The sequence below is a fragment of the Streptomyces sp. BV286 genome (genome assembly GCF_019090165.1).
In the GTDB taxonomy this organism is placed as follows: domain Bacteria; phylum Actinomycetota; class Actinomycetes; order Streptomycetales; family Streptomycetaceae; genus Streptomyces.
This window is the reverse complement of record NZ_JAHRIB010000091.1, coordinates 1-18,801: the sequence shown is the minus strand read 5'-3', so window position 1 is coordinate 18,801 and position 18,801 is coordinate 1. Positions and strand designations below refer to the sequence as shown.

17 protein-coding genes and 2 tRNA genes are annotated in these 18,801 nt (G+C 71.9%); 7 read left to right on the top strand and 12 right to left on the bottom strand.

Features of this window, described 5'->3' with window-relative positions:
• Positions 1–3: 3 nt before the first annotated feature.
• Complete coding sequence (locus KUF83_RS12435) at positions 4–531, top strand: hypothetical protein (protein ID WP_254643743.1); 528 nt, start codon at positions 4–6, stop codon at positions 529–531.
• A gap of 65 nt (positions 532–596) precedes the next feature.
• Positions 597–2,294 carry an AMP-binding protein gene (locus KUF83_RS12430; protein WP_217454706.1) on the top strand — a complete coding sequence of 566 codons (1,698 nt, stop codon included), beginning with the start codon at positions 597–599 and terminating at the stop codon, positions 2,292–2,294.
• 80 nt (positions 2,295–2,374) lie between these two features.
• Here the strand turns inward: KUF83_RS12430 and KUF83_RS12425 are convergent.
• The 6 genes from KUF83_RS12425 to ehuB form a co-directional block, all read right to left on the bottom strand.
• Positions 2,375–2,451: transfer RNA gene (locus KUF83_RS12425), tRNA-Lys, on the bottom strand.
• Positions 2,452–2,596: 145 nt separating this feature from the next.
• Positions 2,597–3,349, bottom strand: coding sequence for an IclR family transcriptional regulator (locus KUF83_RS12420; protein ID WP_217454705.1), 753 nt, complete (start codon positions 3,347–3,349; stop codon positions 2,597–2,599).
• Positions 3,350–3,731: 382 nt separating this feature from the next.
• Positions 3,732–4,541, bottom strand: a complete 810-nt coding sequence (gene ehuA / locus KUF83_RS12415; RefSeq protein ID WP_217454704.1) for an ectoine/hydroxyectoine ABC transporter ATP-binding protein EhuA — start codon at positions 4,539–4,541, stop codon at positions 3,732–3,734.
• Positions 4,542–4,551: 10 nt separating this feature from the next.
• Entirely contained in the window at positions 4,552–5,202 is a 651-nt protein-coding gene (gene ehuD, locus KUF83_RS12410; protein WP_217454703.1) for an ectoine/hydroxyectoine ABC transporter permease subunit EhuD, read from the bottom strand.
• Complete coding sequence (gene ehuC / locus KUF83_RS12405) at positions 5,202–5,933, bottom strand: ectoine/hydroxyectoine ABC transporter permease subunit EhuC (protein ID WP_254643742.1); 732 nt, start codon at positions 5,931–5,933, stop codon at positions 5,202–5,204. Before ehuC ends, ehuD begins: the two co-directional genes overlap by 1 nt.
• On the bottom strand, positions 5,930–6,865 hold the full coding sequence (gene ehuB, locus KUF83_RS12400) for an ectoine/hydroxyectoine ABC transporter substrate-binding protein EhuB (protein ID WP_217454702.1): 936 nt from the start codon (positions 6,863–6,865) through the stop codon (positions 5,930–5,932). Before ehuB ends, ehuC begins: the two co-directional genes overlap by 4 nt.
• A gap of 95 nt (positions 6,866–6,960) precedes the next feature.
• On the opposite strand from ehuB, the gene KUF83_RS12395 reads away from it, so the two are divergent.
• Entirely contained in the window at positions 6,961–7,464 is a 504-nt protein-coding gene (locus KUF83_RS12395) for a DUF3830 family protein (RefSeq protein ID WP_217454701.1), read from the top strand.
• A 131-nt stretch (positions 7,465–7,595) separates the two neighbouring features.
• On the opposite strand, the gene KUF83_RS12390 is transcribed toward KUF83_RS12395, so the two are convergent.
• Together KUF83_RS12390 and KUF83_RS12385 are read right to left on the bottom strand one after the other, a co-directional pair.
• A complete protein-coding gene (locus KUF83_RS12390; RefSeq protein WP_217454700.1) occupies positions 7,596–8,996 on the bottom strand; it encodes an amidase in 1,401 nt (466 codons plus the stop codon).
• Positions 8,997–9,014: 18 nt separating this feature from the next.
• Complete coding sequence (locus KUF83_RS12385; protein WP_217454699.1) at positions 9,015–9,989, bottom strand: D-2-hydroxyacid dehydrogenase; 975 nt, start codon at positions 9,987–9,989, stop codon at positions 9,015–9,017.
• A 257-nt stretch (positions 9,990–10,246) separates the two neighbouring features.
• On the opposite strand from KUF83_RS12385, the gene KUF83_RS12380 reads away from it, so the two are divergent.
• From KUF83_RS12380 to KUF83_RS12370, 3 genes are all read left to right on the top strand, one after another.
• The gene (locus tag KUF83_RS12380) at positions 10,247–11,035 is read left to right on the top strand and encodes a decarboxylase (RefSeq protein ID WP_217454698.1); all 789 of its coding nucleotides are present in this window, start codon (positions 10,247–10,249) and stop codon (positions 11,033–11,035) included.
• On the top strand, positions 11,032–11,763 hold the full coding sequence (locus KUF83_RS12375; RefSeq protein ID WP_217454697.1) for a decarboxylase: 732 nt from the start codon (positions 11,032–11,034) through the stop codon (positions 11,761–11,763). The genes KUF83_RS12380 and KUF83_RS12375 overlap by 4 nt, the downstream gene beginning before the upstream one ends.
• A gap of 151 nt (positions 11,764–11,914) precedes the next feature.
• Positions 11,915–13,033 (top strand): LLM class flavin-dependent oxidoreductase, encoded by a 1,119-nt coding sequence (locus tag KUF83_RS12370; protein WP_217454696.1) that lies wholly within the window; start codon positions 11,915–11,917, stop codon positions 13,031–13,033.
• Here the strand turns inward: KUF83_RS12370 and KUF83_RS12365 are convergent.
• Positions 13,024–15,102, bottom strand: coding sequence for an EAL domain-containing protein (locus KUF83_RS12365; RefSeq protein WP_217454695.1), 2,079 nt, complete (start codon positions 15,100–15,102; stop codon positions 13,024–13,026). The genes KUF83_RS12370 and KUF83_RS12365 overlap by 10 nt on opposite strands.
• 395 nt (positions 15,103–15,497) lie before the next feature.
• Here KUF83_RS12365 and KUF83_RS12360 point away from each other — a divergent pair, with 395 nt between their 5' ends.
• Entirely contained in the window at positions 15,498–16,946 is a 1,449-nt protein-coding gene (locus KUF83_RS12360) for a M6 family metalloprotease domain-containing protein (RefSeq protein WP_374106051.1), read from the top strand.
• Positions 16,947–17,057: 111 nt separating this feature from the next.
• Here KUF83_RS12360 and KUF83_RS12355 read toward each other — a convergent pair.
• From KUF83_RS12355 to KUF83_RS12345, 3 genes are all read right to left on the bottom strand, one after another.
• Positions 17,058–17,131 (bottom strand) — tRNA-Lys (locus tag KUF83_RS12355).
• A complete protein-coding gene (locus KUF83_RS12350) occupies positions 17,122–17,889 on the bottom strand; it encodes a bifunctional DNA primase/polymerase (protein WP_217454694.1) in 768 nt (255 codons plus the stop codon). The genes KUF83_RS12355 and KUF83_RS12350 overlap by 10 nt, the downstream gene beginning before the upstream one ends.
• Positions 17,890–18,112: 223 nt before the next feature.
• Positions 18,113–18,478, bottom strand: coding sequence for a hypothetical protein (locus KUF83_RS12345; protein WP_217454693.1), 366 nt, complete (start codon positions 18,476–18,478; stop codon positions 18,113–18,115).
• Positions 18,479–18,801 lie beyond the last annotated feature (323 nt).

Below are 18,801 nucleotides of genomic sequence, written 5' to 3'. Positions count from 1 at the left end.
TCGATGGATCTCATGTTCTACGCGGTACCGGGCCTGATCATGGCGGTGGCCCTCTTCGTGTCCGTCAGGGTGGTCCGCCGTGCGCTGGACCTCCGGCGGGTCTGGAACAGCGGGCTGACCGCGGAGGCGCGCTGCCTGCGTACGTACACGACGACCAGCGGCGGCAGCGGCGACTCCTCCGTGCACACGACGCTGCACCACGTGTACGAGTTCACGGCCCGGGACGGGCGCGCCGTCCGTTTCGAGGAGGAGGACGGACCCGGGACGACGGTCGAGGGCGACATCGTCGTCGTGCACTACGCCGAGGGCGAGATGGTGAAGGCCACGGCCCGGCCGCCCGGCCACGTCAGGAACACGGCCTCCACCGTTGCCCTCCTCGCGTTCCTCGCCGTGGTCGTGGTGTTCTGCGTCGGCTTCATGACCACCTACACCGAGACCTCCTCGGGCGGCGACTCCTTCGGGAGCGGCCGGCCCTCCGTCGTGCACGAGCCTCCCTCGCCCGACGACATGCCCTACGACAGGGTGCCCTGACCCTCCGCACCCGACCCTCCGCACCCGTCTCCACATCTGACGCTCCGTCAATTATGGTGCGGCCCATGGCAGTCGACAGCGCGGGGACCGTCGCGGAGCTCGTACGGGACCGGTGGGGCGACCACCGGCCGGGGCTGTGGTTCGAGGACCGGACCCTGACCCATCACGAGGTGGCCGCGGGCGCGGCGGCCAGAGCCGCGCTGCTGACGGACCTGCTGCCGCCCGGCGCCGCACCCCATCTGGGGGTGCTGCTCGACAACACCCCCGAATACCCCCTGTGGTTGAGCGCGGCGGCCCTCGCGGGCGCCGCCGTCGCCGGCATCAACCCGACCCGCCGCGGCCCCGAACTCGCCCGCGACATCCTGCACACCGAGTGCCGCGTCCTCATCACGGAGCGAACCCACCTCCCGCTCCTCGACGGACTCGAACTGCCGGGAACACGCGTGCTGGTGACCGGCACCGAGGCGTACGAGGAACTGCTCCGGCCGTACGCGGACGCACGCCCCGAGCCCGGGAAGGCCGCCCCGGAGAGCCGGCTCCTCCTGTACTTCACCTCCGGCTCGACCGGCGCGCCCAAGGCGGCGATCTGCTCGCAGGGGCGGCTCGCGGCGGCCGGGCGGTCACTGGCCGGCCACTTCGGGGTGCGCGCGGACGACGTGCACTACGTCTGCATGCCGATGTTCCACGGCAACGCGGTGATCGCCGACTGGGCCCCGGCCCTCGTCGCCGGCGCGGGCGTGGCACTGCGGCGGCGCTTCTCCGCGTCGGGGTTCCTCACGGACGTACGGGCGTACGGGGCCACGTACTTCACGTACGTGGGGCGTGCCGTCCAGTACATCCTGGAGACCCCGGCCCGCGCCGACGATAGGGACAACCCGCTGCGGACCGGCTTCGGGACGGAGGCGGGAGCGGTGGACGCGGCCGCCTTCGAGGAGCGGTTCGGGGTGCCCCTCGTGGAGGGGTACGGGTCCTCGGAGGGCGGCGCGGCGATCCAGCGGACACCAGGGACGCCCGGGGGCGCGATCGGACGGGCGGCGCCCGGCGACGACCTCGCGGTGGTCGATCCGGTGAGCCGGACCGAGTGCCCCGCGGCCGTCTTCGGAGCCGACGGCCGGCTGCTCAACGGGCGGGACGCCATAGGGGAGTTGGTGAACCGTGGCCCGAACCGCTTCGAGGGGTACTGGCGCAACCCGGCGGCCGAGGCGGCGCGGCGCCGGTCGGCCCCCGCCGGCGCGGACGGGGACGGCGGTGCGGCCGGTGCCGGCGACGGCTGGTACTGGACCGGTGACCTCTTCTACCGGGACGCCGGGGGATTCCTGTACTTCGCGGGCCGTACGGACGACCGGCTCCGCGTCGACAGCGAGAACCTGGCCGCCGCGGTGATCGAGAACATCCTCGCCCGCCACGGGAGCGCGGACGCCGTGGCCGTGTACGCCGTTCCCGACCCGGTGGCCGGCGACCAGGTCATGGCCGCGGTGGCCGGCACCTTCGAACCGCTCGCCTTCGAGGCCTTCCTGCGCGCCCAGCCGGATCTGGGGACCAAGATGGCCCCCCGTTTCGTACGGGTCGTCGAGCGGATGCCGGTCACCGCCACCAACAAGATCCACCGGGCGGCACTGCGCCGCGAGGGCTTCCGCTGCGCGGACCCGGTGTGGTGGCGGCCGCCGGGCGAGTCCGGGTACCGGCTCCTGACCGGCGAGGACGTCGAGGCGCTGGTCGCGCGGTACCGGGCGCGGGGCCGCGAGGAACTGCTGGCGAGGTAGAGCCGCCTGCCCCGGGAGCGGGATCGACAGGTGGTGCCGGGCAGCACAGAAGGCCCCCGCTCTCGCGGAGGCCTTCTCTGTGGTGCGCCGCCAGGGACTCGAACCCCGGACCCGCTGATTAAGAGTCAGCTGCTCTAACCAACTGAGCTAGCGGCGCATGACTCCCGCCGAACCGCTCTCGCGGCTGGCGACAGGGAAAATACTACCCGGTCCACGGGAGTGCTCCGGACCACTCGTACGTGCCCCGGATCACTCGGACCGGCAGGTCGGGGAGCCCTTCGGCCCGCCGGCGGGGGAGGCCCTCAGATCGCCAGGGAGAGCAGGACCGGCGCGGCGCCCCGGTTCAGTGTGTCCGCCGCCTCGCGCAGCCGGTGGGCGTGCCGCACCGGGAGGGAGAGGGCGAGGCAGCCCACGGCGGAGCCGGCCGTGATGGGGACCGCCGCGCAGACCGTCCCGACCGCGTACTCCTGGAGGTCGAGCACGGGCACGGTGGGTGCCTGGGCGTCGAGCCGGGACAGGAACACCCGCTCGTTCGTGATGGTGCGCGAGGTGAGCCGGGCCATCCGGTGGCGGGAGAGGTGGTCGCGCCGGCCGTTGAGGTCGAGCTGCCCGAGGAGGCTCTTGCCGATCGCGCTGGCGTGGGCCGCGGAACGGAAGTCCACCCACTCGTTGACCGCGGGGGTGGCCGGGCCGTCGGCGCACTGCGTGACGTGGATCTCGCCGTCCACGTACCGGCTCATGTAGACGGCGGCGCCGAGCGAGTCGCGCAGCCGGTCGAGGTTCCGCTGGAGCTGGTCGCGCAGGGCCTCGTCCCGGCCGTGCGCCGAGCCGAGCCTGCCGAAGGCCGCCCCGGTGACGTACGCCCCGTCCGCGAGCTGTTCGACGTATCCCTCGCGGCGCAGCATGCGCAGGAGTGCGGTGAGGCGCTCGGTGCCGAGGCCGGCGTGGCGGGCCAGTTCGACGTCGGTGACGCCGGTGGTGTGCCGGGCCACGGTCTCCAGCACGCGCAGGGCGTCCTGGGCCGAGTGGCGTGGCGTGGTCGGTTCGAGCTTCACGACAGCTCACCTCGCAGTGACGCTCCGGATGCCGGCGGATGGTGTCCCTGCCGGGGGTCCGGTCCGCGGCGGAGCCGCTGTCGGATGCCGTGTCCCACGGAACGGTGCGGCAGCGCCACGGTTGTCCCCCTGCGCTTTTCGGCCCGGCATGCGCATCAACGCAGCCCGGACGGCCGGGCCCCCTCCACGATAACCGCCAAGGCGTGTACGGGGAGGGGCTGTTGGCGAGATTGGTGGCGTGTTCCAGCCCCCTCAACAGCGACTCATTTTCTTGGCATATGCCAAAGTCATGAGCCAGAACCCGGATCCGGTCCCGGCCGTCCTCACGCGCCCAGGCGGGCCCGGGGCGTTCCGGAACGGGACGCGCGCGGAGCGCACCCGCTCACAGCACCGCCCCGAGGAACTCCCGGGTCCTCTGGTGGTCCGGGTCGCCGAAGATCTTCTCCGGCGGACCGGACTCCAGGACCCGCCCGGAGTCGAACATCAGTACCTGGTCGGAGATGTCCCGGGCGAAGCTCATCTCGTGGGTCACGCAGAGCATCGTGATGTCGGTGGTGCGGGCGATGTCCCGCAGCACGTCGAGGACACCCGCGACCAGCTCGGGGTCGAGCGCGGACGTCACCTCGTCCAGGAGCAGCACCTGCGGTCGCATCGCCAGGGCCCGCGCGATCGCCACACGCTGCTGCTGACCGCCGGAGAGCTGGCTCGGGTACTTGTCGACGTGTTCGGCCAGCCCCACCAGGTCGAGCAGCTCGCGCGCCCGCTCCTCGGCCGCGTCCTTGGACATCCCGAGCACGGTGACCGGCGCCTCGGTGATGTTGCGCAGCACCTTCATGTTCGGGAAGAGGTTGAACTGCTGGAAGACCATCCCGATGTTCTTGCGGACCTCGCGGATGTGCTTCTCGCCGGCCGGGACCAGCTTGCCGTTCTTCTCCTCGTGGGTGAGGTAGTCGCCGCCCACCTTGATCGTGCCCTCGTCGGGCTTGGCCAGGGTCATCAGCAGCCGCAGGATCGTCGTCTTGCCGGAGCCGGACGGGCCGATCAGCGTGACGTGCTTGCCGGACGCGACGGAGAAGTCGAGCTCGTCGAGGACGGTGTTGTCCCCGAAGCGCTTGGTGACCTTGTCGAAACGGATCAGCTCGCTGCCGTCCGCCACCGGGTTGGCGGTGGGGTCGGCGCCGGGCTCTTTCATCAGAGGGGTGTCAGCGGACAAGACGTCGCTCCAGGGCTCGCATGAGGAGGGAAGCGGGATAGGAAATGAGGATGAAGGCCACGCCGATGACCGTCAGCGGCTCGGTGAACTGGAAGTTCTGCTGCGCGAACAGCCGCGCCTCGCCGAGCATGTCGAGGACGGTGATCGCCATCAGCATGGGCGTGTCCTTGAGCATCGAGATGACGTAGTTGCCCAGCGCGGGCACCACCCGGCGGATCGCCTGCGGCAGGATCACCGCGGTCCAGGTCCGGGTCATGGGCAGGTTCAGTGCCGTGGCCGCTTCCCACTGGCCGGCCGGCACGCCCTCGATGCCGGCCCGGTAGACCTGCATCGTGTACGTCGAGTAGTGCAGCCCGATCGCGACGACACCGGTCGTCATCGCGGAGAACGTGATGTTCCACTCGGGCAGCACGTAGAAGAGGAAGAACAGCTGCACCAGCAGCGGGGTGTTGCGGATGAACTCCGTGACGACCCCGACCGGCCAGCGCACCCACCGGGTCGGCGTCCGCATCAGCAGCGCCCACACCAGCCCGAGGGCGAAGGAGATCAGCGAGCCGAGCACCAGCGCCTGCAGGGTGACCAGCAGACCGTCCCAGAAGAGCGGCATGAAGTCGCCGACGGCACTCCAGTCCCATTTCATCAGCGACCCCCTGCCGCTTCGGCGCCTACGGCCGTGGTCTCGGGACGGGCCGCGGAGACCTTGGGCTTCCCGCCGTCAGCGGGCGCCCTGCCGACCCCGGCCTTCAGCCGCTTCTCCAGACCGCGCATGAGGCGCGTGAGCAGGAAGGCGATCACGAAGTAGATCAGCAGGATGTACGTGTAGATCTCCGCGCTCTCCTGCAGCGCGAGCCGCACCAGGTTCCCGCTGAACGCCAGGTCGCCCATGCCCATCACGGACACCAGGGCGGTGCCCTTGAGCAGCTCGATCAGCAGGTTGGAGAAGGGCGGGATCATCTCCGGCACCGCCTGCGGCAGCAGGATCAGCCGCAGCCGCTGCGCGTGCGTGAAGCTGAGCGCGATACCGCCCTCACGCTGCGCCGGGTCGACGGAGTTCAGGGCGCCGCGCACGATCTCGGAGCCGTACGCCCCGTAGGTGAGACCCAGTGCGAGGGTGCCCGCCCACATGGGGACGAGCTGCCAGCCGAAGGCGGGTGGCAGCACGAAGAACACCCAGAAGATCATGATCAGCGCGGAGGTGCCGCGGAACACCTCGGTGTAGAAGCCCGCCAGGAAGCGGACGATCCACAGCCGGTGGGTGCGCGCGATGCCCACCACGAAGGAGACGGCCGCGGCCAGCAGCGCGCTGAACACCAGCAGCTGGACGGTGACCCAGATCCCCTTCAGTACGAGTTCCCAGAGTCCCGATGTCATCCGCCGCACAACTCCTTCGCGGTCATATCGGTCATCTCGTTCTTGGTGAATCCGAAGGGCCGCAGGATCCGGAGCAGCTCACCGCTCTCCTTCATCTTCTTGAGTTCCACGTTGAAGGCGTCCCGCAGCCGTGTCTCCGTCGGGCGGAACGCGAAGCCGCCGCCGTCCGTGTGCGGCTTGCCGTCCACGAGGGGCGCGAAGGGCTCGGTCGACTCCACCTTGCGGGACTTCTTGACGACCTCGCGGGTGGTCAGCGCCGTCCCCGCGAAGACGTCGACACGGCCCGCCTCGACGGCGTTCATGCCCGCGACCTGGTCCTGGACGATCAGGATGTCGCTCTCCTTGTACCCGGCCTCGACTGCGTACTGGATCTCCGCGTAGCCGGTGCCGGTCGCGAACTTCGCCTTCGACTCGACGACGTCCTTGTAGTCGCGCAGGTTCTTCGGATTGCCCTTGCGCACGATGAACGCGTCGAGCATCTGGTAGTCCGGGTCGGAGAAGATCACCTGCTCACAGCGCTCGGCGTTGATGTACATCCCGGCGGCGACCACGTCGAACTGCTGGGACTTCAGGCCGGGAATGAGCGAGCCGAACTCCGTGGGCACGGGCTGGACGCTGTCCACCCCCAGCCGCTTGAAGATGACCCTCGCGAGTTCCGGGGCCTCGCCCGTGAGCTCGCCGTTCTTGTCGATGTAGCCGAAGGGGATCTCGCCGGCGATACCGAGGCGTACGACACCCTGGGCCTTCAGCCGGCCCAGGAGATCACCGCCGTCCTTGCCCGACGCCGTGGCCACGCGGCTGCAGCCGGCGGCGCCGAGCGCACCCAGCGCCGCGACACCCGCCAGCAGCGACCGGCGGCTCGTGCCGCGCCGACCGCGGTCCTCTACCTCCGGCGAAGCTTCCTTCGCGTCGTTCCCAAATGGTGGAGCCATGGGCGCGCGGCTACCCGAGACGATGCAAGTTATGCGGATCAGTTTGCGCCCCTGTACCGCGGGGCCCTCTTGACCCCGGGTGGACCATGGAAACCATGGCCGACCGTTACATCGACGTGTCCCTGTCCAAGCGCGGAGTGCACTGCACGGCGAAGCTCCTCGACGACCGCGCCCCGATCACCTGCGACGCCGTGTGGAACGCGCTGCCGCTCGGTGGCGACGTCTATCACGCGAAGTACGCCCGCAACGAGATCTACACCCTGCTCCCGGCCTTCGCGCCGGACGAACCCCCACTGGAGAACCCGACCGTCACGCCCATTCCGGGCGACCTCTGCTACTTCTCGTTCTCCGGCACACAGCTGGGCACGCAGGCGTACGGCTACGGGGGCGCCTCCGGCGGGGTGCGGGCGGGGGTGCCGGTGATCGACCTGGCCCTCTTCTACGAGCGGAACAATTTGCTGCTCAACGGGGATGTGGGGTGGGTCCCCGGGATCGTGTGGGGGCAGGTGGTGGAGGGCCTGGAGCAGATGGCTGAGGCCTGCAACGACCTGTGGCGTGCGGGGGCGCTGGGGGAGTCCCTGAGGTTTCGGCGGGTTTAGCGGCGGGGTCCGTCGGGTCGCGAGCGGGCTGAGGTGCCCCTGAAGGTCGCCGCAGGCGCCTTCCAGGGGCGCGGGGAACTGCGCGGCCGGCCCCCACCGGGCCCGCAGCTTCTCCCCGGACCTCCCAACCCCTAAAGGCGCGGAGGCGCGACCCCGCCGACACCGGCCGAGTACAACGCGTGGGCCGTCCGCAGGACCACCGCGTCGTCGTGGCGGGCGGCGACGATCTGGAGGCCCACCGGGAGGCCGTCCTCGTCCACCCCGACCGGCACCGTTGCCGCGGGCTGCTGCGTCATGTTGAAGGGGTACGTGAAGGGCGTCCAGCCCGTCCACCTGCGATGCCCCGAGCCGCGGGGCACCTCCGCGCCCGCCTCGAACGCCGTGATCGGCATCGTCGGCGTCACCAGCACGTCGTACGTGTCGTGGAAGCGGCCCATCCGCCGCCCGAGCTCCATGCGCACGTCCACCGCGGCGAGGTAGTCCAGCGCGCCGAACCGCGCCCCCAGCCCGCAGATCTCCCGCAGCCCCGGGTCGAGCAGCTCCCGCTGGTGCGGCCCGAGCCGCTGCGTCACCCGAGCCGCCCCGCTGAACCACAGCACATGGAACGCCTCGACCGGATCCGTGAAGTCGGGGTCGGCCTCCTCGACGTACGCGCCGAGGGACGCGAGCCCCTCCACCCCGCGCCGCACCGCCGCCGCGACACCGGGCCGCACCGCCACCTGCCCACCGAGGGAGGGCGAGTAGGCGACCCGCAGCCCCCGCACGCCACCGCCGAGCGCATCCGCGTACGAGCCGCCCGCCGGGCCGAGCCCCGACCAGTCCCGCGTGTCCGGCCCGCTGACGACGTCCAGCATGAGCGCCGCGTCCGCGGCGTCCCGCGTCATCGGCCCCACGTGCGCGAGCGTCCCGAACGCGCTCGCGGGATACAGCGGCACCCTCCCGTACGTCGGCTTCAGCGCGAAGACGCCGCAGAAGGAGGCGGGGATACGGACGCTGCCGCCCCCGTCCGTGCCCAGCGACAGCGGACCGGCGCCCAGTGCCACGGCCGCCGCGCTCCCGCCGCTCGACCCGCCCGACGTCCGTGAGGGGTCGTACGGATTGCGCGTCACCCCCGTCGCGGGCGAGTCGGTGACGCCCTTCCAGCCGAACTCGGGGGTCGTCGTCCGGCCGAGGAAGACCGCTCCGTGCTCGCGCAGCCGCGCCACGGACGGCGCGTCCTCGTCCCAGCGCCCCTGAGGGGAGATCGTCCTGGAGCCCTTCAGGGTCGGCCCGCCGCGCATCAGCAGGATGTCCTTCACCGAGACCGGCACGCCGTCCACCAGCCCGGCCGGCTCGCCCCGCCGCCACCGCTCGGCGGAGTCCCGTGCCTGCGCGAGCGCGGCCTCCTCGTCGAGACGGACGAACGCGTTCACCGCGGGCTGGATCTCCTCGGCCCTGCGCAGCGCGGCCCGCACCGCGTCCACCGGGCTGAATTCGCCCTTGCGGTACCCCTCGACGAGTCGTACAGCGGTCAGCTCGGTGAGTTCGGTCATCCGCCCCTCCAACGTGTGTCAGTGGCCAGGTACGTATCCACGCCGCTTGTCGACGACGTTCGGCAGCGGACTGCCCGCCTCCCAGAGCTCGAACAACTCCACGAACTGCGCGCCCAGTTCGTCCCGCCAGCCCACGGTGTCGCCACTCATGTGCGGTGACACGATCAGCCCCGGGACCTCCCACAACGGGCTGTCGGGGCCCAGCGGTTCGTGCGCGAAGACGTCGAGCGCCGCCCCCGCGATCCACCGGTCCGTGAGGGCCCGGGCCAGCGCCTCCTCCACGACGAGCTGCCCGCGGCCCACGTTCACGAAGCGCGCCGACGGCTGCATCAGCCCGAACCGCCGGGCGTCGAACATCCCGTACGTCTCGTCCGTGAGCGGCGCCGCGGACACCACCCAGTCGGCCCGGGCCATCAGCGGGTCCAGCTCCTCGGGCCCGTGCACCCCGTCACGCGCGGTGCGCCCCACGAGCGCCGTCGTGATGCCGAGCGCCCCCAGAGTCCGCCCGACCGCCCGTCCGATCGGCCCGGAACCGACCACACACGCCCGGGTGCCCGCGACCCGCTGCGACTCGCGGTGCCGCCACTCGCGCGCCCCCTGGAGCTCCCACGTGCGCGGCAGGTCCTTGGCCATGGCGAGGACGAGCGCGGCCACGTACTCCGCGATCGGCTGGTCGAAGACGCCGCGCGCGTTCGTCACCAGCGTGCCGGAGGCGGCCAGTTCGGGGCACATCAGATGGTCCACGCCGGCGCTCGCCGTGTGCACCCAGCGCGGCCGCGGCCCCTCGCCCGGCCAGGCCCGGCGCACCGCGTGCGAGGCGAAGTCCCAGACCAGCAGCACGTCCGCGGTGGGCAGCAGCGCCGCCAGCGTCGACTCGTCCGCGTGCTCGACGCGCACCCGCCCGGTGAGCCGCCCGAGCCGTGGCGGCGGCTCGGCGTCCAGCACCAGCAACGTCAGCTTTTCGGCCATGTTCGAGGACGGGGGAGCGGTCATCGGGGGGAAACCGTTTCGCAACGCGGGTCCGCTTCTCTGAGTCTGGGGCACTGCTGCGGGACATCGGCCAAGCCGTCTGAGATGTGCGGATTGACCACGCTCGCACCCGAACCTACCTTCGTCAACACGGGCTCTTTTTCCGGGGGTTCCGGGGGTCCCGTCCGTTCCTGTCCCGACGCCCCGGCATGCGCCGGCCTGTGTCCCCCGGCCGCGCGGTCGGTCTCCACCACTCGCTCGACCCGAGTTTGGGGCTGCTCATGGACGTCTCCTTCCTTGGTGGACCGCACCCTCAAAGGGGTGTCGGCGTCGTCGCACCCTTCGACTTCGCCCTCGACCGCGAACTGTGGCGATGGGTGCCCGACGAGGTCTCGCTGCACCTCACCCGTACCCCGTTCGTACCCGTCGAGGTCAGCCTCGACCTCGCCCGCCTGGTCAGCGAACACGAGACGCTCGGCGACGCGGTGCGCACGCTCAACGCCGTTGCGCCGGAGATCGTCGCGTACGCCTGCACGTCCGGCAGTTTCGTCGGGGGGATCCCGGGCGAGCGCGCGATGTGCGAGGCCATGACCCGGGCGGGCGCGGTCCCCTCCGTGACCACGTCCGGCGCACTCCTGGAGGCACTGGAAGAACTGGGCGTGCGCCGGATCGCGCTCGTCACGCCGTACACCGTCTCCGTGACCCAGTCCCTGGAGGACTACCTCGCCGAAGCGGGCATCGCGGTCACCGGCCGCGCCTACATGGGCCTGACCAGGCACATCTGGAAAGTCCCGTACCGCGATGTCGTCGACATGGCCCGCGACGCCGCGTGTGTGGCCGCCGACGCGCTGTTCATCAGCTGCACCAACCTCGCCACCTACGACGTCATCCCGCAGCTGGAGGCCGAGCTGCGCATCCCGGTGATCTCGGCCAACCAGGTGACGATGTGGGCCGCACTGCGCCACCTGGGTACCCGGGCGGTAGGGCCGTACCAGGCGCTGATCGACGCATCGGCGCGACAGCGGCCCGTACCGCCCGCACTGCCGGAAGAACAGGAAGGTTGGGCATGACGGCTCTCGGATTCCTCTACCCGGGCCATTCGGCCGAGGACGACTACCCGCGCATCGAGCAGCTCCTCGGCAGCGACATCCGCCTCCAGGTCGTCCACACGGACATCGGCGAGGACGCCCACCGCGTGGACGCGCTGCTGGAAATGGGCTCGGCCGCCCGCCTCGCCGCCGGTGTCGAGGAGCTGCGCCTGTCCGGCGCCGAGGCGGTCGTCTGGGCCTGCACCAGCGGCAGCTTCGTGTACGGCTGGGAGGGCGCCCACGACCAGGTCCGCGCCCTGGCCCTGGCGGCGGGGCTGCCGGCGTCCTCCACGTCCTTCGCGTTCGCCCACGCCGCACATGAGCTGGGCGCGAAGCGCGTCGCGATCGCGGCCACCTATCCCGACGACGTGGCCGCGCTCTTCGCGTCGTTCCTGACGGAAGCGGGCCTGGAGGTCGTCTCCGTACGCGGTTCCGGGATCATCACGGCCGCCGAGGTCGGCACTTGGGGCGAGGCGGAGGTCCTGGCCCTGGCCCGCGGGGCCGACCACCCCGAGGCGCAGGCCCTGCTGCTCCCGGACACCGCCCTGCACACGGCCTCCTGCATCCCCGCCCTGGAGAAGGAGCTGGGCAAGCCGGTCCTCACCGCCAACCAGGTCACGGTCCGGGAGGCCCTGCGCCTGGCGGACCGCAGGGTCAACGCCCCGGAACTGGGCGCACTCTTCACGAGGGAGCCGATCGTCCAGGCCTAGCGCCCAAGGTCGCGCGGGGAACCGTGCGACCGGCCACTCACGACCTGCCCAGGCCACCCACGACCCGTACACGCGCCCCGGCGCGGGAATAAGCGGAGCCGACCTCCTGTTAGTGCATCGCGGACCACGCGAGCACCAACAGGAGGAACCCGTGCCGGCACCGGACCACACGCCCAGCGAGACCCACGAGATCCGAGGCGAGGCGCAGGGCACCGCCCCCGTGCCCCTCTCCGTACTGGACCTGGTCACCGTCGGCGCGGGCCACACCGCGACCGAGGCCCTGCGGACCAGCGTCGAGCTGTCCCGCCTCGCGGAGTCCCGCGGATTCCACCGCTACTGGGTGGCCGAACACCACTCCATGCCCGGCGTGGCCTCCTCCTCACCGGCCGTGATCCTCGCCCACCTCGCCGCCCACACCAGCCGCATCCGCCTGGGCTCCGGCGGAGTGATGCTGCCGAACCACGCCCCCCTGGTCATCGCGGAGCAGTTCGGCACACTCGAAGCGATGGCCCCGGGCCGCGTCGACCTCGGCCTCGGCCGGGCCCCCGGCACGGACGGCGCCACGGCCGCGGCCCTGCGCCGCACGGAACGGCTGAACGAGGGCGCCGACGACTTCCCCCAGCAGCTCGCGGAACTGACCCGCTTCCTGGACGACGACTTCCCGGACGGCCACCCGTACGCCCGCATCCACGCCGTCCCAGGCCCCGTCCAGGCGACCTCGCCCGGCGGCGTCCAGTCCCCGCACCGCCCGCCGGTCTGGCTGCTCGGCTCCTCCGGCTTCAGCGCCCGCCTGGCCGGCACCCTCGGCCTGCCCTTCGCCTTCGCGCACCACTTCTCGGCCCAGAACACCATCCCCGCGCTCGACCTCTACCGGGAGTCCTTCCGGCCGTCGGCCGTGCTCGACGCGCCCTACGCCCTCATCGGCGTCTCCGCCCTCGCCACGGACGACGAGAGGGAGGCCCGCCGCCAGGTCGAGGCCGCCGCGCTGAACATGGTCCGGCTGCGCACCGGCCGCCCCGGCCTGGTCCCCACCCCGGAGGAGGCCGAGGCGTACACGTTCAGCCCGATGGAGCGGGAGTTCGTCGACTCCTGGAACGCGAACGTCATCCACGGCACCGCCGATGAGGTCCGCTCCGGCCTCGACGACCTCCACAAGCGCACCGGCGCCGACGAGCTGATGCTCACGGGCAACGCCCACAGCGGCGCCGTACGCCTGCGCTCGTACGAACTGATCGCGGACGCCTACCGGCTGCCCGGGGCTCAGGCCTGACGGCAGGCCGCCGCCGTCAGCAGCGCGGAGATGCGGTCCGGCGCCACCGGTCGGGAGTACAGCCACCCCTGGCCGGTGTCGCAGCCGATGCGCCGCAGACGGGTCGCCTGGCCCGCCGTCTCCACGCACTCGGCGGTGACCGTCAGACCCAGCCGGTGCGCGAGCTGGATCATCGCCTCGACGACGACCTCGTCGGCCGGATTGGGCGGGGCGGCGGCGCCGTCGCCGCTCTCGTACTGGAAGCCGCGCACGAACGACCCGTCGAGCTTCAGCACCGACACCGGCAGACGGCTGAGATAGGCGAGGTTCGAGTAGCCCGTGCCGAAGTCGTCGATGGCAATACGCACCCCCATGTCGCTGAGTGCCTGCAGGGCCTGGAGCGGCCGGCCCGCCGAGCCCATCACGGCGGACTCGGTGAGCTCCAGCTGGAGGAGGTGCGGGGCGAGCCCGGTCTCCGCGAGGATCGCCGCCACGTCGGACACCAGGTCGGAGTCCCAGACCTGACGCACCGCCACGTTCACGCTGACGAAGATCGGCTCCGCGTCCGGGTGCTCCAGTTGCCACCGGCGCGCCTGCCGGCAGGCCGTGGCCAGCACCCAGCGGCCGAGCTGGACGATCGACCCGTCCTCCTCGGCAAGTCCGATGAACCGATTCGGCGTCAGTGTGCCGAACTGAGGATGGTTCCATCGCACCAGCGCCTCGACGCCGCGCACCCCGCCGTCCTCCATGCACACCAGCGGCTGGTACTCCAGGGCGAACTCCCCGCGCTCGACGGCCGGACGCAGGGTGGAGGAGAGCGCCTGACGGGTCATGCGGTGGGCGTTGCGCTCCGGGTCGAAGAGCGTCCAGCGGGACTTCCCGTCGGCCTTCGCCCAGTACAGCGTTGTGTCGGCGGCCTGCATCAGACCGGTCGCGGTGGTGCCGGCCGCATGCCGCTCGACGACACCGATCGACGCCGAGACCGAGAGCCGCTGCCCGGACAGGTCGAAGGGCACCTGAAGGGACTTCAGCACCGAGTCGGCGAGGTCCGCCAGCTGCTCCGTACCCGTCGAGTCCTCGACCAGCAGCGCGAACTCGTCGCCGCCCAGCCGGGCCACCAGCGGCGTGGCCGTTCTCGCGTAGCCGGCCTCGTTCGCGCAGCGCGTCAGGCGCTCGGCGACGGCCGCGAGCAGCCGGTCGCCGACCCGGTGGCCGAGCGTGTCGTTGACGGCCTTGAACCCGTCGAGGTCCAGGTAGCACAGCCCGATGCGGCCGGTGCCCGACTCCTCGTACGCCTCCGCCTCCAGCGCGGCCGAGAGCCGCTCGAAGAACAGGGTGCGGTTGGGCAGCCGGGTCACCGGGTCGTGCATCTGCAGGTGCCGCAGGCGCGCCTGCAGTTCGCGGCGGGCGCTGATGTCGGAGACCGAGAGCAGAACGGCCCGCTCCTCCTCGGGCAGCGGACTGACCGTCACCTGGGCCCAGAGCGAGTGGCCGTCCGGATGTTTGAGGCGTCGCGTGCAGCGGAGTCTTGCCTGGCGGCCGCGGAGCACCTCGCGGTACGCGTGCCAGGTCCGCGCGTCCGACGCCAGGTCCACCAGGTCGGCGGCGATCCGGCCGGTGAGCCCCTCCCCGTCGGCGCCCGTGCCGAGCAGCGCGGCCAGGGTGTCGTTGGCCGTGACGACCCGGCCCTCACGGTCCACGACGGCCATTGCGAGGGGGGCCGCCGCGAAAGTGGCTCGAAACGTACGTGCGGCGGCGCCGGTTTCGGTGTCCGCACCCGCCCCGGGCGCCGCGCGCGGCGGAAGCCCGGCCGGGGGCGCGGCCGACAGCCTCGCCGGGAGTCCCGCCGCCAGACCGATCGGGAACTCGGCCGAGAGGTCCACCGGGAGTCCGGCCGGGAGCCCGCCCGAAAGTCCGGCCGCGAGACCGATCGGGGGGTCGGTCAAGGGGTCGACCAGGGGCTCGACGCGTCGGGCCCGTTCCTCGTGAGATGGGGTTCCGGCGCGAGGAGAGGTCGCAATATGACTCTCTGTGACGGCCGACCGGACGAGGTCTGCCGTGGGCGCCGGCCCATCGGACGTTCCGCTCACCGTTCGCTCCCGCTGTGCACTCGTTCGTCGTACAGGTCTCGTCGGGGGTCGGCCGGTGGTGGACGGCCGCTCTAGCCGTGTCCGCGCAGGAAAGTGTGCCGATCATAGAGGCTGGCCGTTGGGCCTTCCAGCTACTGTCCAGTGTCCCGGATGGGTGCCCCTTTCTGACAGATCGTTTCTGCCCGCACCTGGACGGGTTCCTTCCCTGGTCGATCACTTGTGACGTTCCGTGAGTGCTCGGGGTGTCGGCGTGTCCTGGCGCCCCCTGGGTGCTCCCCGATGTGCTCGGTCGGGTGTCGGCCCCCTCACTCCTTTGGATCAGATAAACAGGGCGTAAATGATCAAACCGGCACAGGCTGGGTGCGGTATCCCGAATTCCGCATCCGGAGGTCGACGTGCCGCGTCTGCTCCCCCTCAAGGGGCTCACCCGTGGCGGGGCCCGGCCCCGTCGGCGCGGCTTCGGCCGGCCCGGTCCCGACGGGCGCGGGCGGGGCCGGCGCGAGGGCGGACGGCTCACCCGGCGGTGGCTCGGTCCGGGCCCGAGTGAGCGGGAACCGCGCTGGCAGGGGTGGCGCAGTCCCGCGGCGGTGTTCACCTCCCTGACGGCGCTCGCGGCCACCTCCCTGGTCGCGGGGCCCTCGGTCGCCGTGCCGCTCTCGATGCCGTGCGCACTGAAACGGACCGCGGCCCACCACTCCGAGGGACTGGACACCTGGAACGCCGCCTATCCGCGGCCCACCAGACGCCTCGACGCGGTGATGGTCTTCCTCTCTTTCCCGGACGCCGAACCGGTGACCACGCCCGCCGAGCTGACGTCCGACTACTTCCCGGCCACCAGCCGCTTCTTCGAGCGGGCCTCGTACGGAAAGTTCCAGCTGCGCCCGCACCCGCTCCGCGAGTGGATCCGTATGCCCCGGGCCTCGACCGCGTACGCCATACAGCGTGACTGGAACGCGGCGGCGCGCTCCACCTACCTGCGCGAAGCCCTCGCGGCGGCGGACGAGCGGGTCGACTTCTCCCGCTACGACATCGTCTACTTCGTCGCCGACCCCGACGCGCCGGGTGTCGATTCGGACGCGACGAAGGTCGTGAACATGGATGTGCCGCTGCGGGCCGACGGGAAGGACATCCGCCGGGTCGTGACGGTCTTCGAGAAGCATCCGCCGGACCGGCTGGTCCTGGCCCACGAGACCGGTCATGTCTTCGACCTGCCCGACCTCTACCACCGGCCCTCCGACGGCAAGGGCGACTGGGACACGTATGTCGGCGACTGGGACCTCATGGGCAGTCAGTTCGGCCTCGCTCCCGACCTCTTCGGCTGGCACAAGTGGAAGCTCGGCTGGCTGGAACCGCGTCAGGTCGCGTGCGTACGGGACATGAGCGGGCCGGGTGCACGGCTGACGCTCGAACCGCTGGCGGCGGGAGCGGGGGTGGCCGCGGCGGGTGCCGAGGCGGCCGGGCGGGTGGGCGCGCCCGGGGCGCCGGGGTTCGGCTCGGGGGGCGGGACGAAGCTGGCGGTGGTGCGGACCGCGCGGGACGGCGTCATCGCCTTCGAGGCGCGGGGGCCGGTCGGCAACGACGAGGCGGTCTGTTCGCAGGGCGTGCTCGTCTACCGCGTGCGCAGTGAGACGGAGTCCGGCCGTGGTCCGATCGAGGTCGTCGATGCGAACCCCGGGTCCGCGGCCTGCTGGGAGGACTCGGTCTACCCGCCGCTCGCGGACGCGCCGGTCGGCCTCGGGGAGAGCTTCACCGTGCCCGGGGAGGGTGTACGGATCGAAGTGGAGGACCGGACGGCTTCGGGGGCGTGGACCGTGACGATCTCGACGGAGAGCCGAGAGGACTGAGAGGACTGAGAGGGCTTAGCGGGCCGAGTGAGTCTGCCCGGCCGGGCCGGGGTGGATGAGAGCAGGCACGCGAAAGGCCCCTCGCTTTCGCGAGGGGCCTTTCACCGTCTGTGCGCCGCCAGGGACTCGAACCCCGGACCCGCTGATTAAGAGTCAGCTGCTCTAACCAACTGAGCTAGCGGCGCCTGCTGACGTCGTAGACCTTAGCACCCTGATCGGCGGGAGGAAAAATCGATATCGGGGCCGCGGGGGAGGGCTCGGCGGCCTGGTCGGCGGCCTGCCGGCGGGCCGCTGACCGGGCCGCTCGTACGGCCGCCCACAGCAGGATCTCCGGGCCCGGCAGCCAGGGATCACGGGTATCGGGGGCGACGAGCCAGCGGGAGTCGGGGCGGGTGGCGGCGGCCGGGGTGGTGAGGGCCGGCGCGGGGACCGTCACCGCGTCGCCGGTGCCGTGGCACAGGAGCGGCGGGATGGCCCGGCCGCGGTCGGAGGCGCCGCCGGAGCCCCACTCCTCCCACTCCAGGAGCGAGGGCAGGCGCTGTGCCGTACCCGGGGCGGCGAACAGCAGAATCCGGCCCCGGTACATCGCCACGGGGCCGGAGCCCGGACCCTCGTCCCACAGCCGGTCCAGCATGTGGCGGCCGAAGACGGCGGGGGCGTTGACGACGTCGAAGGCCGAGCCGCAGGCCAGGACCACAGGGGCGGCGGGCCGGTCCGCCCAGAGGACGCGGGTGCTGCGCGGATACGTTCCTGCCGAGGCGAGCCAGGCGGCACCCTCCGGAGTGACTCCGGTGACCTCGGTGGCGTGGGTGATCTCGGGGATGCCGGAGGCGCCGGGGGCGTACGGGCTGCCGAGGGCGTCGAACACGTCCGGGAGCGGCTCGACGGTGCGGGTGCCGGGGCCGTGGGGGGCGGTGCTTACCAGGTTCCGATCGCTGCTCATGGCATTCAGATCTACCGGGGGTGAGCGAGCCGTTCCCCAGGGTTGCCGAAAAGGCGGACAGGGCGGGACGGGGTGGAGTATCTTGCCCGCCTGGCATATGCCAGGGATGTTTTCGCGTGGCCCTGGGTGACGGCGGGGGCGCTGAAACACCCCGGTCGCGTATCGCGAGCCCGGGTGATGGTGGCGATGTGTCCGTGTCCCGCCGGGCCCCTGCCGCGGGCGCTCAGACCGGGTCGGCGTACCCCTCGGCGTCGGCCCCGCGCAGCAGCTCCCGGCCGAACTCGACCATCTTCTTCGCGTAGTCCTCGGTCCACTCGGCCTGTTCGGCGATCGCCGCGGGGGTGAGCCGGTCGAACCGACGGGGATCGGCGAGCTGTGCGGCGGCCATCGCCTGGAACTCGACGGCCCGGTCGGTGGCCGCGCGGAACGCGAGGGTCAGCTCCGTGGCCCGGGCCAGCAGCGCCCGGGGGTCGTCGATCGACTCCAGGTCGAAGAAGTGCTCCGGGTCGGCGGCCGCCTCCGCGGGCTCGAAGAGCAGTGGCGCGGGGCGAAGCCGCGGTTCGTTCCGACGCGGCGTGGGCTCCGCCATGACTTCTCCTCCTCGTGCAGGGGTCGGCCCGTCCTTGTGGGTGGGCCATCGTCCATTGTCCCTTGACCGCGCAAGAGGGCCCCCGAACCCCGGTTGACCGGCCCGGATACGCGCCCCTCACACACTCCCGCGCCCCTCCTTCACGCCTTCCAGCCATCCGGGCTGTATCCGTCCGGCGGCCGGGTCTCCGGGGCGTACCGGTGTTCTACGGGGCCGGGCGGCGCCCTCGTGCCGTGGACACGGCGCCGGACGTGTGTGTCGTGCGCCCACTTGTGGCCCCTTCACGCCTTCCACGCGACCCGGTGTTCCGAGAGATGGGACAG

What these genes read in the sequence shown, in the direction of transcription:
- KUF83_RS12435 (WP_254643743.1), top strand. Translation starts at nt 4, where the DNA reads ATGGATCTCATGTTCTACGCGGTACCGGGCCTGATCATGGCGGTGGCC.
- KUF83_RS12430 (WP_217454706.1), top strand. Translation starts at nt 597, where the DNA reads ATGGCAGTCGACAGCGCGGGGACCGTCGCGGAGCTCGTACGGGACCGG.
- ehuA (WP_217454704.1), bottom strand. Translation starts at nt 4,541, where the DNA reads ATGAAAGAGCCCGGCGCCGACCCCACCGCCAACCCGGTGGCGGACGGC.
- ehuD (WP_217454703.1), bottom strand. Translation starts at nt 5,202, where the DNA reads ATGAAATGGGACTGGAGTGCCGTCGGCGACTTCATGCCGCTCTTCTGG.
- ehuC (WP_254643742.1), bottom strand. Translation starts at nt 5,933, where the DNA reads ATGACATCGGGACTCTGGGAACTCGTACTGAAGGGGATCTGGGTCACC.
- ehuB (WP_217454702.1), bottom strand. Translation starts at nt 6,865, where the DNA reads ATGGCTCCACCATTTGGGAACGACGCGAAGGAAGCTTCGCCGGAGGTA.
- KUF83_RS12395 (WP_217454701.1), top strand. Translation starts at nt 6,961, where the DNA reads ATGGCCGACCGTTACATCGACGTGTCCCTGTCCAAGCGCGGAGTGCAC.
- KUF83_RS12390 (WP_217454700.1), bottom strand. Translation starts at nt 8,996, where the DNA reads ATGACCGAACTCACCGAGCTGACCGCTGTACGACTCGTCGAGGGGTAC.
- KUF83_RS12385 (WP_217454699.1), bottom strand. Translation starts at nt 9,989, where the DNA reads ATGACCGCTCCCCCGTCCTCGAACATGGCCGAAAAGCTGACGTTGCTG.
- KUF83_RS12380 (WP_217454698.1), top strand. Translation starts at nt 10,247, where the DNA reads ATGGACGTCTCCTTCCTTGGTGGACCGCACCCTCAAAGGGGTGTCGGC.
- KUF83_RS12375 (WP_217454697.1), top strand. Translation starts at nt 11,032, where the DNA reads ATGACGGCTCTCGGATTCCTCTACCCGGGCCATTCGGCCGAGGACGAC.
- KUF83_RS12350 (WP_217454694.1), bottom strand. Translation starts at nt 17,889, where the DNA reads ATGAGCAGCGATCGGAACCTGGTAAGCACCGCCCCCCACGGCCCCGGC.
- KUF83_RS12345 (WP_217454693.1), bottom strand. Translation starts at nt 18,478, where the DNA reads ATGGCGGAGCCCACGCCGCGTCGGAACGAACCGCGGCTTCGCCCCGCG.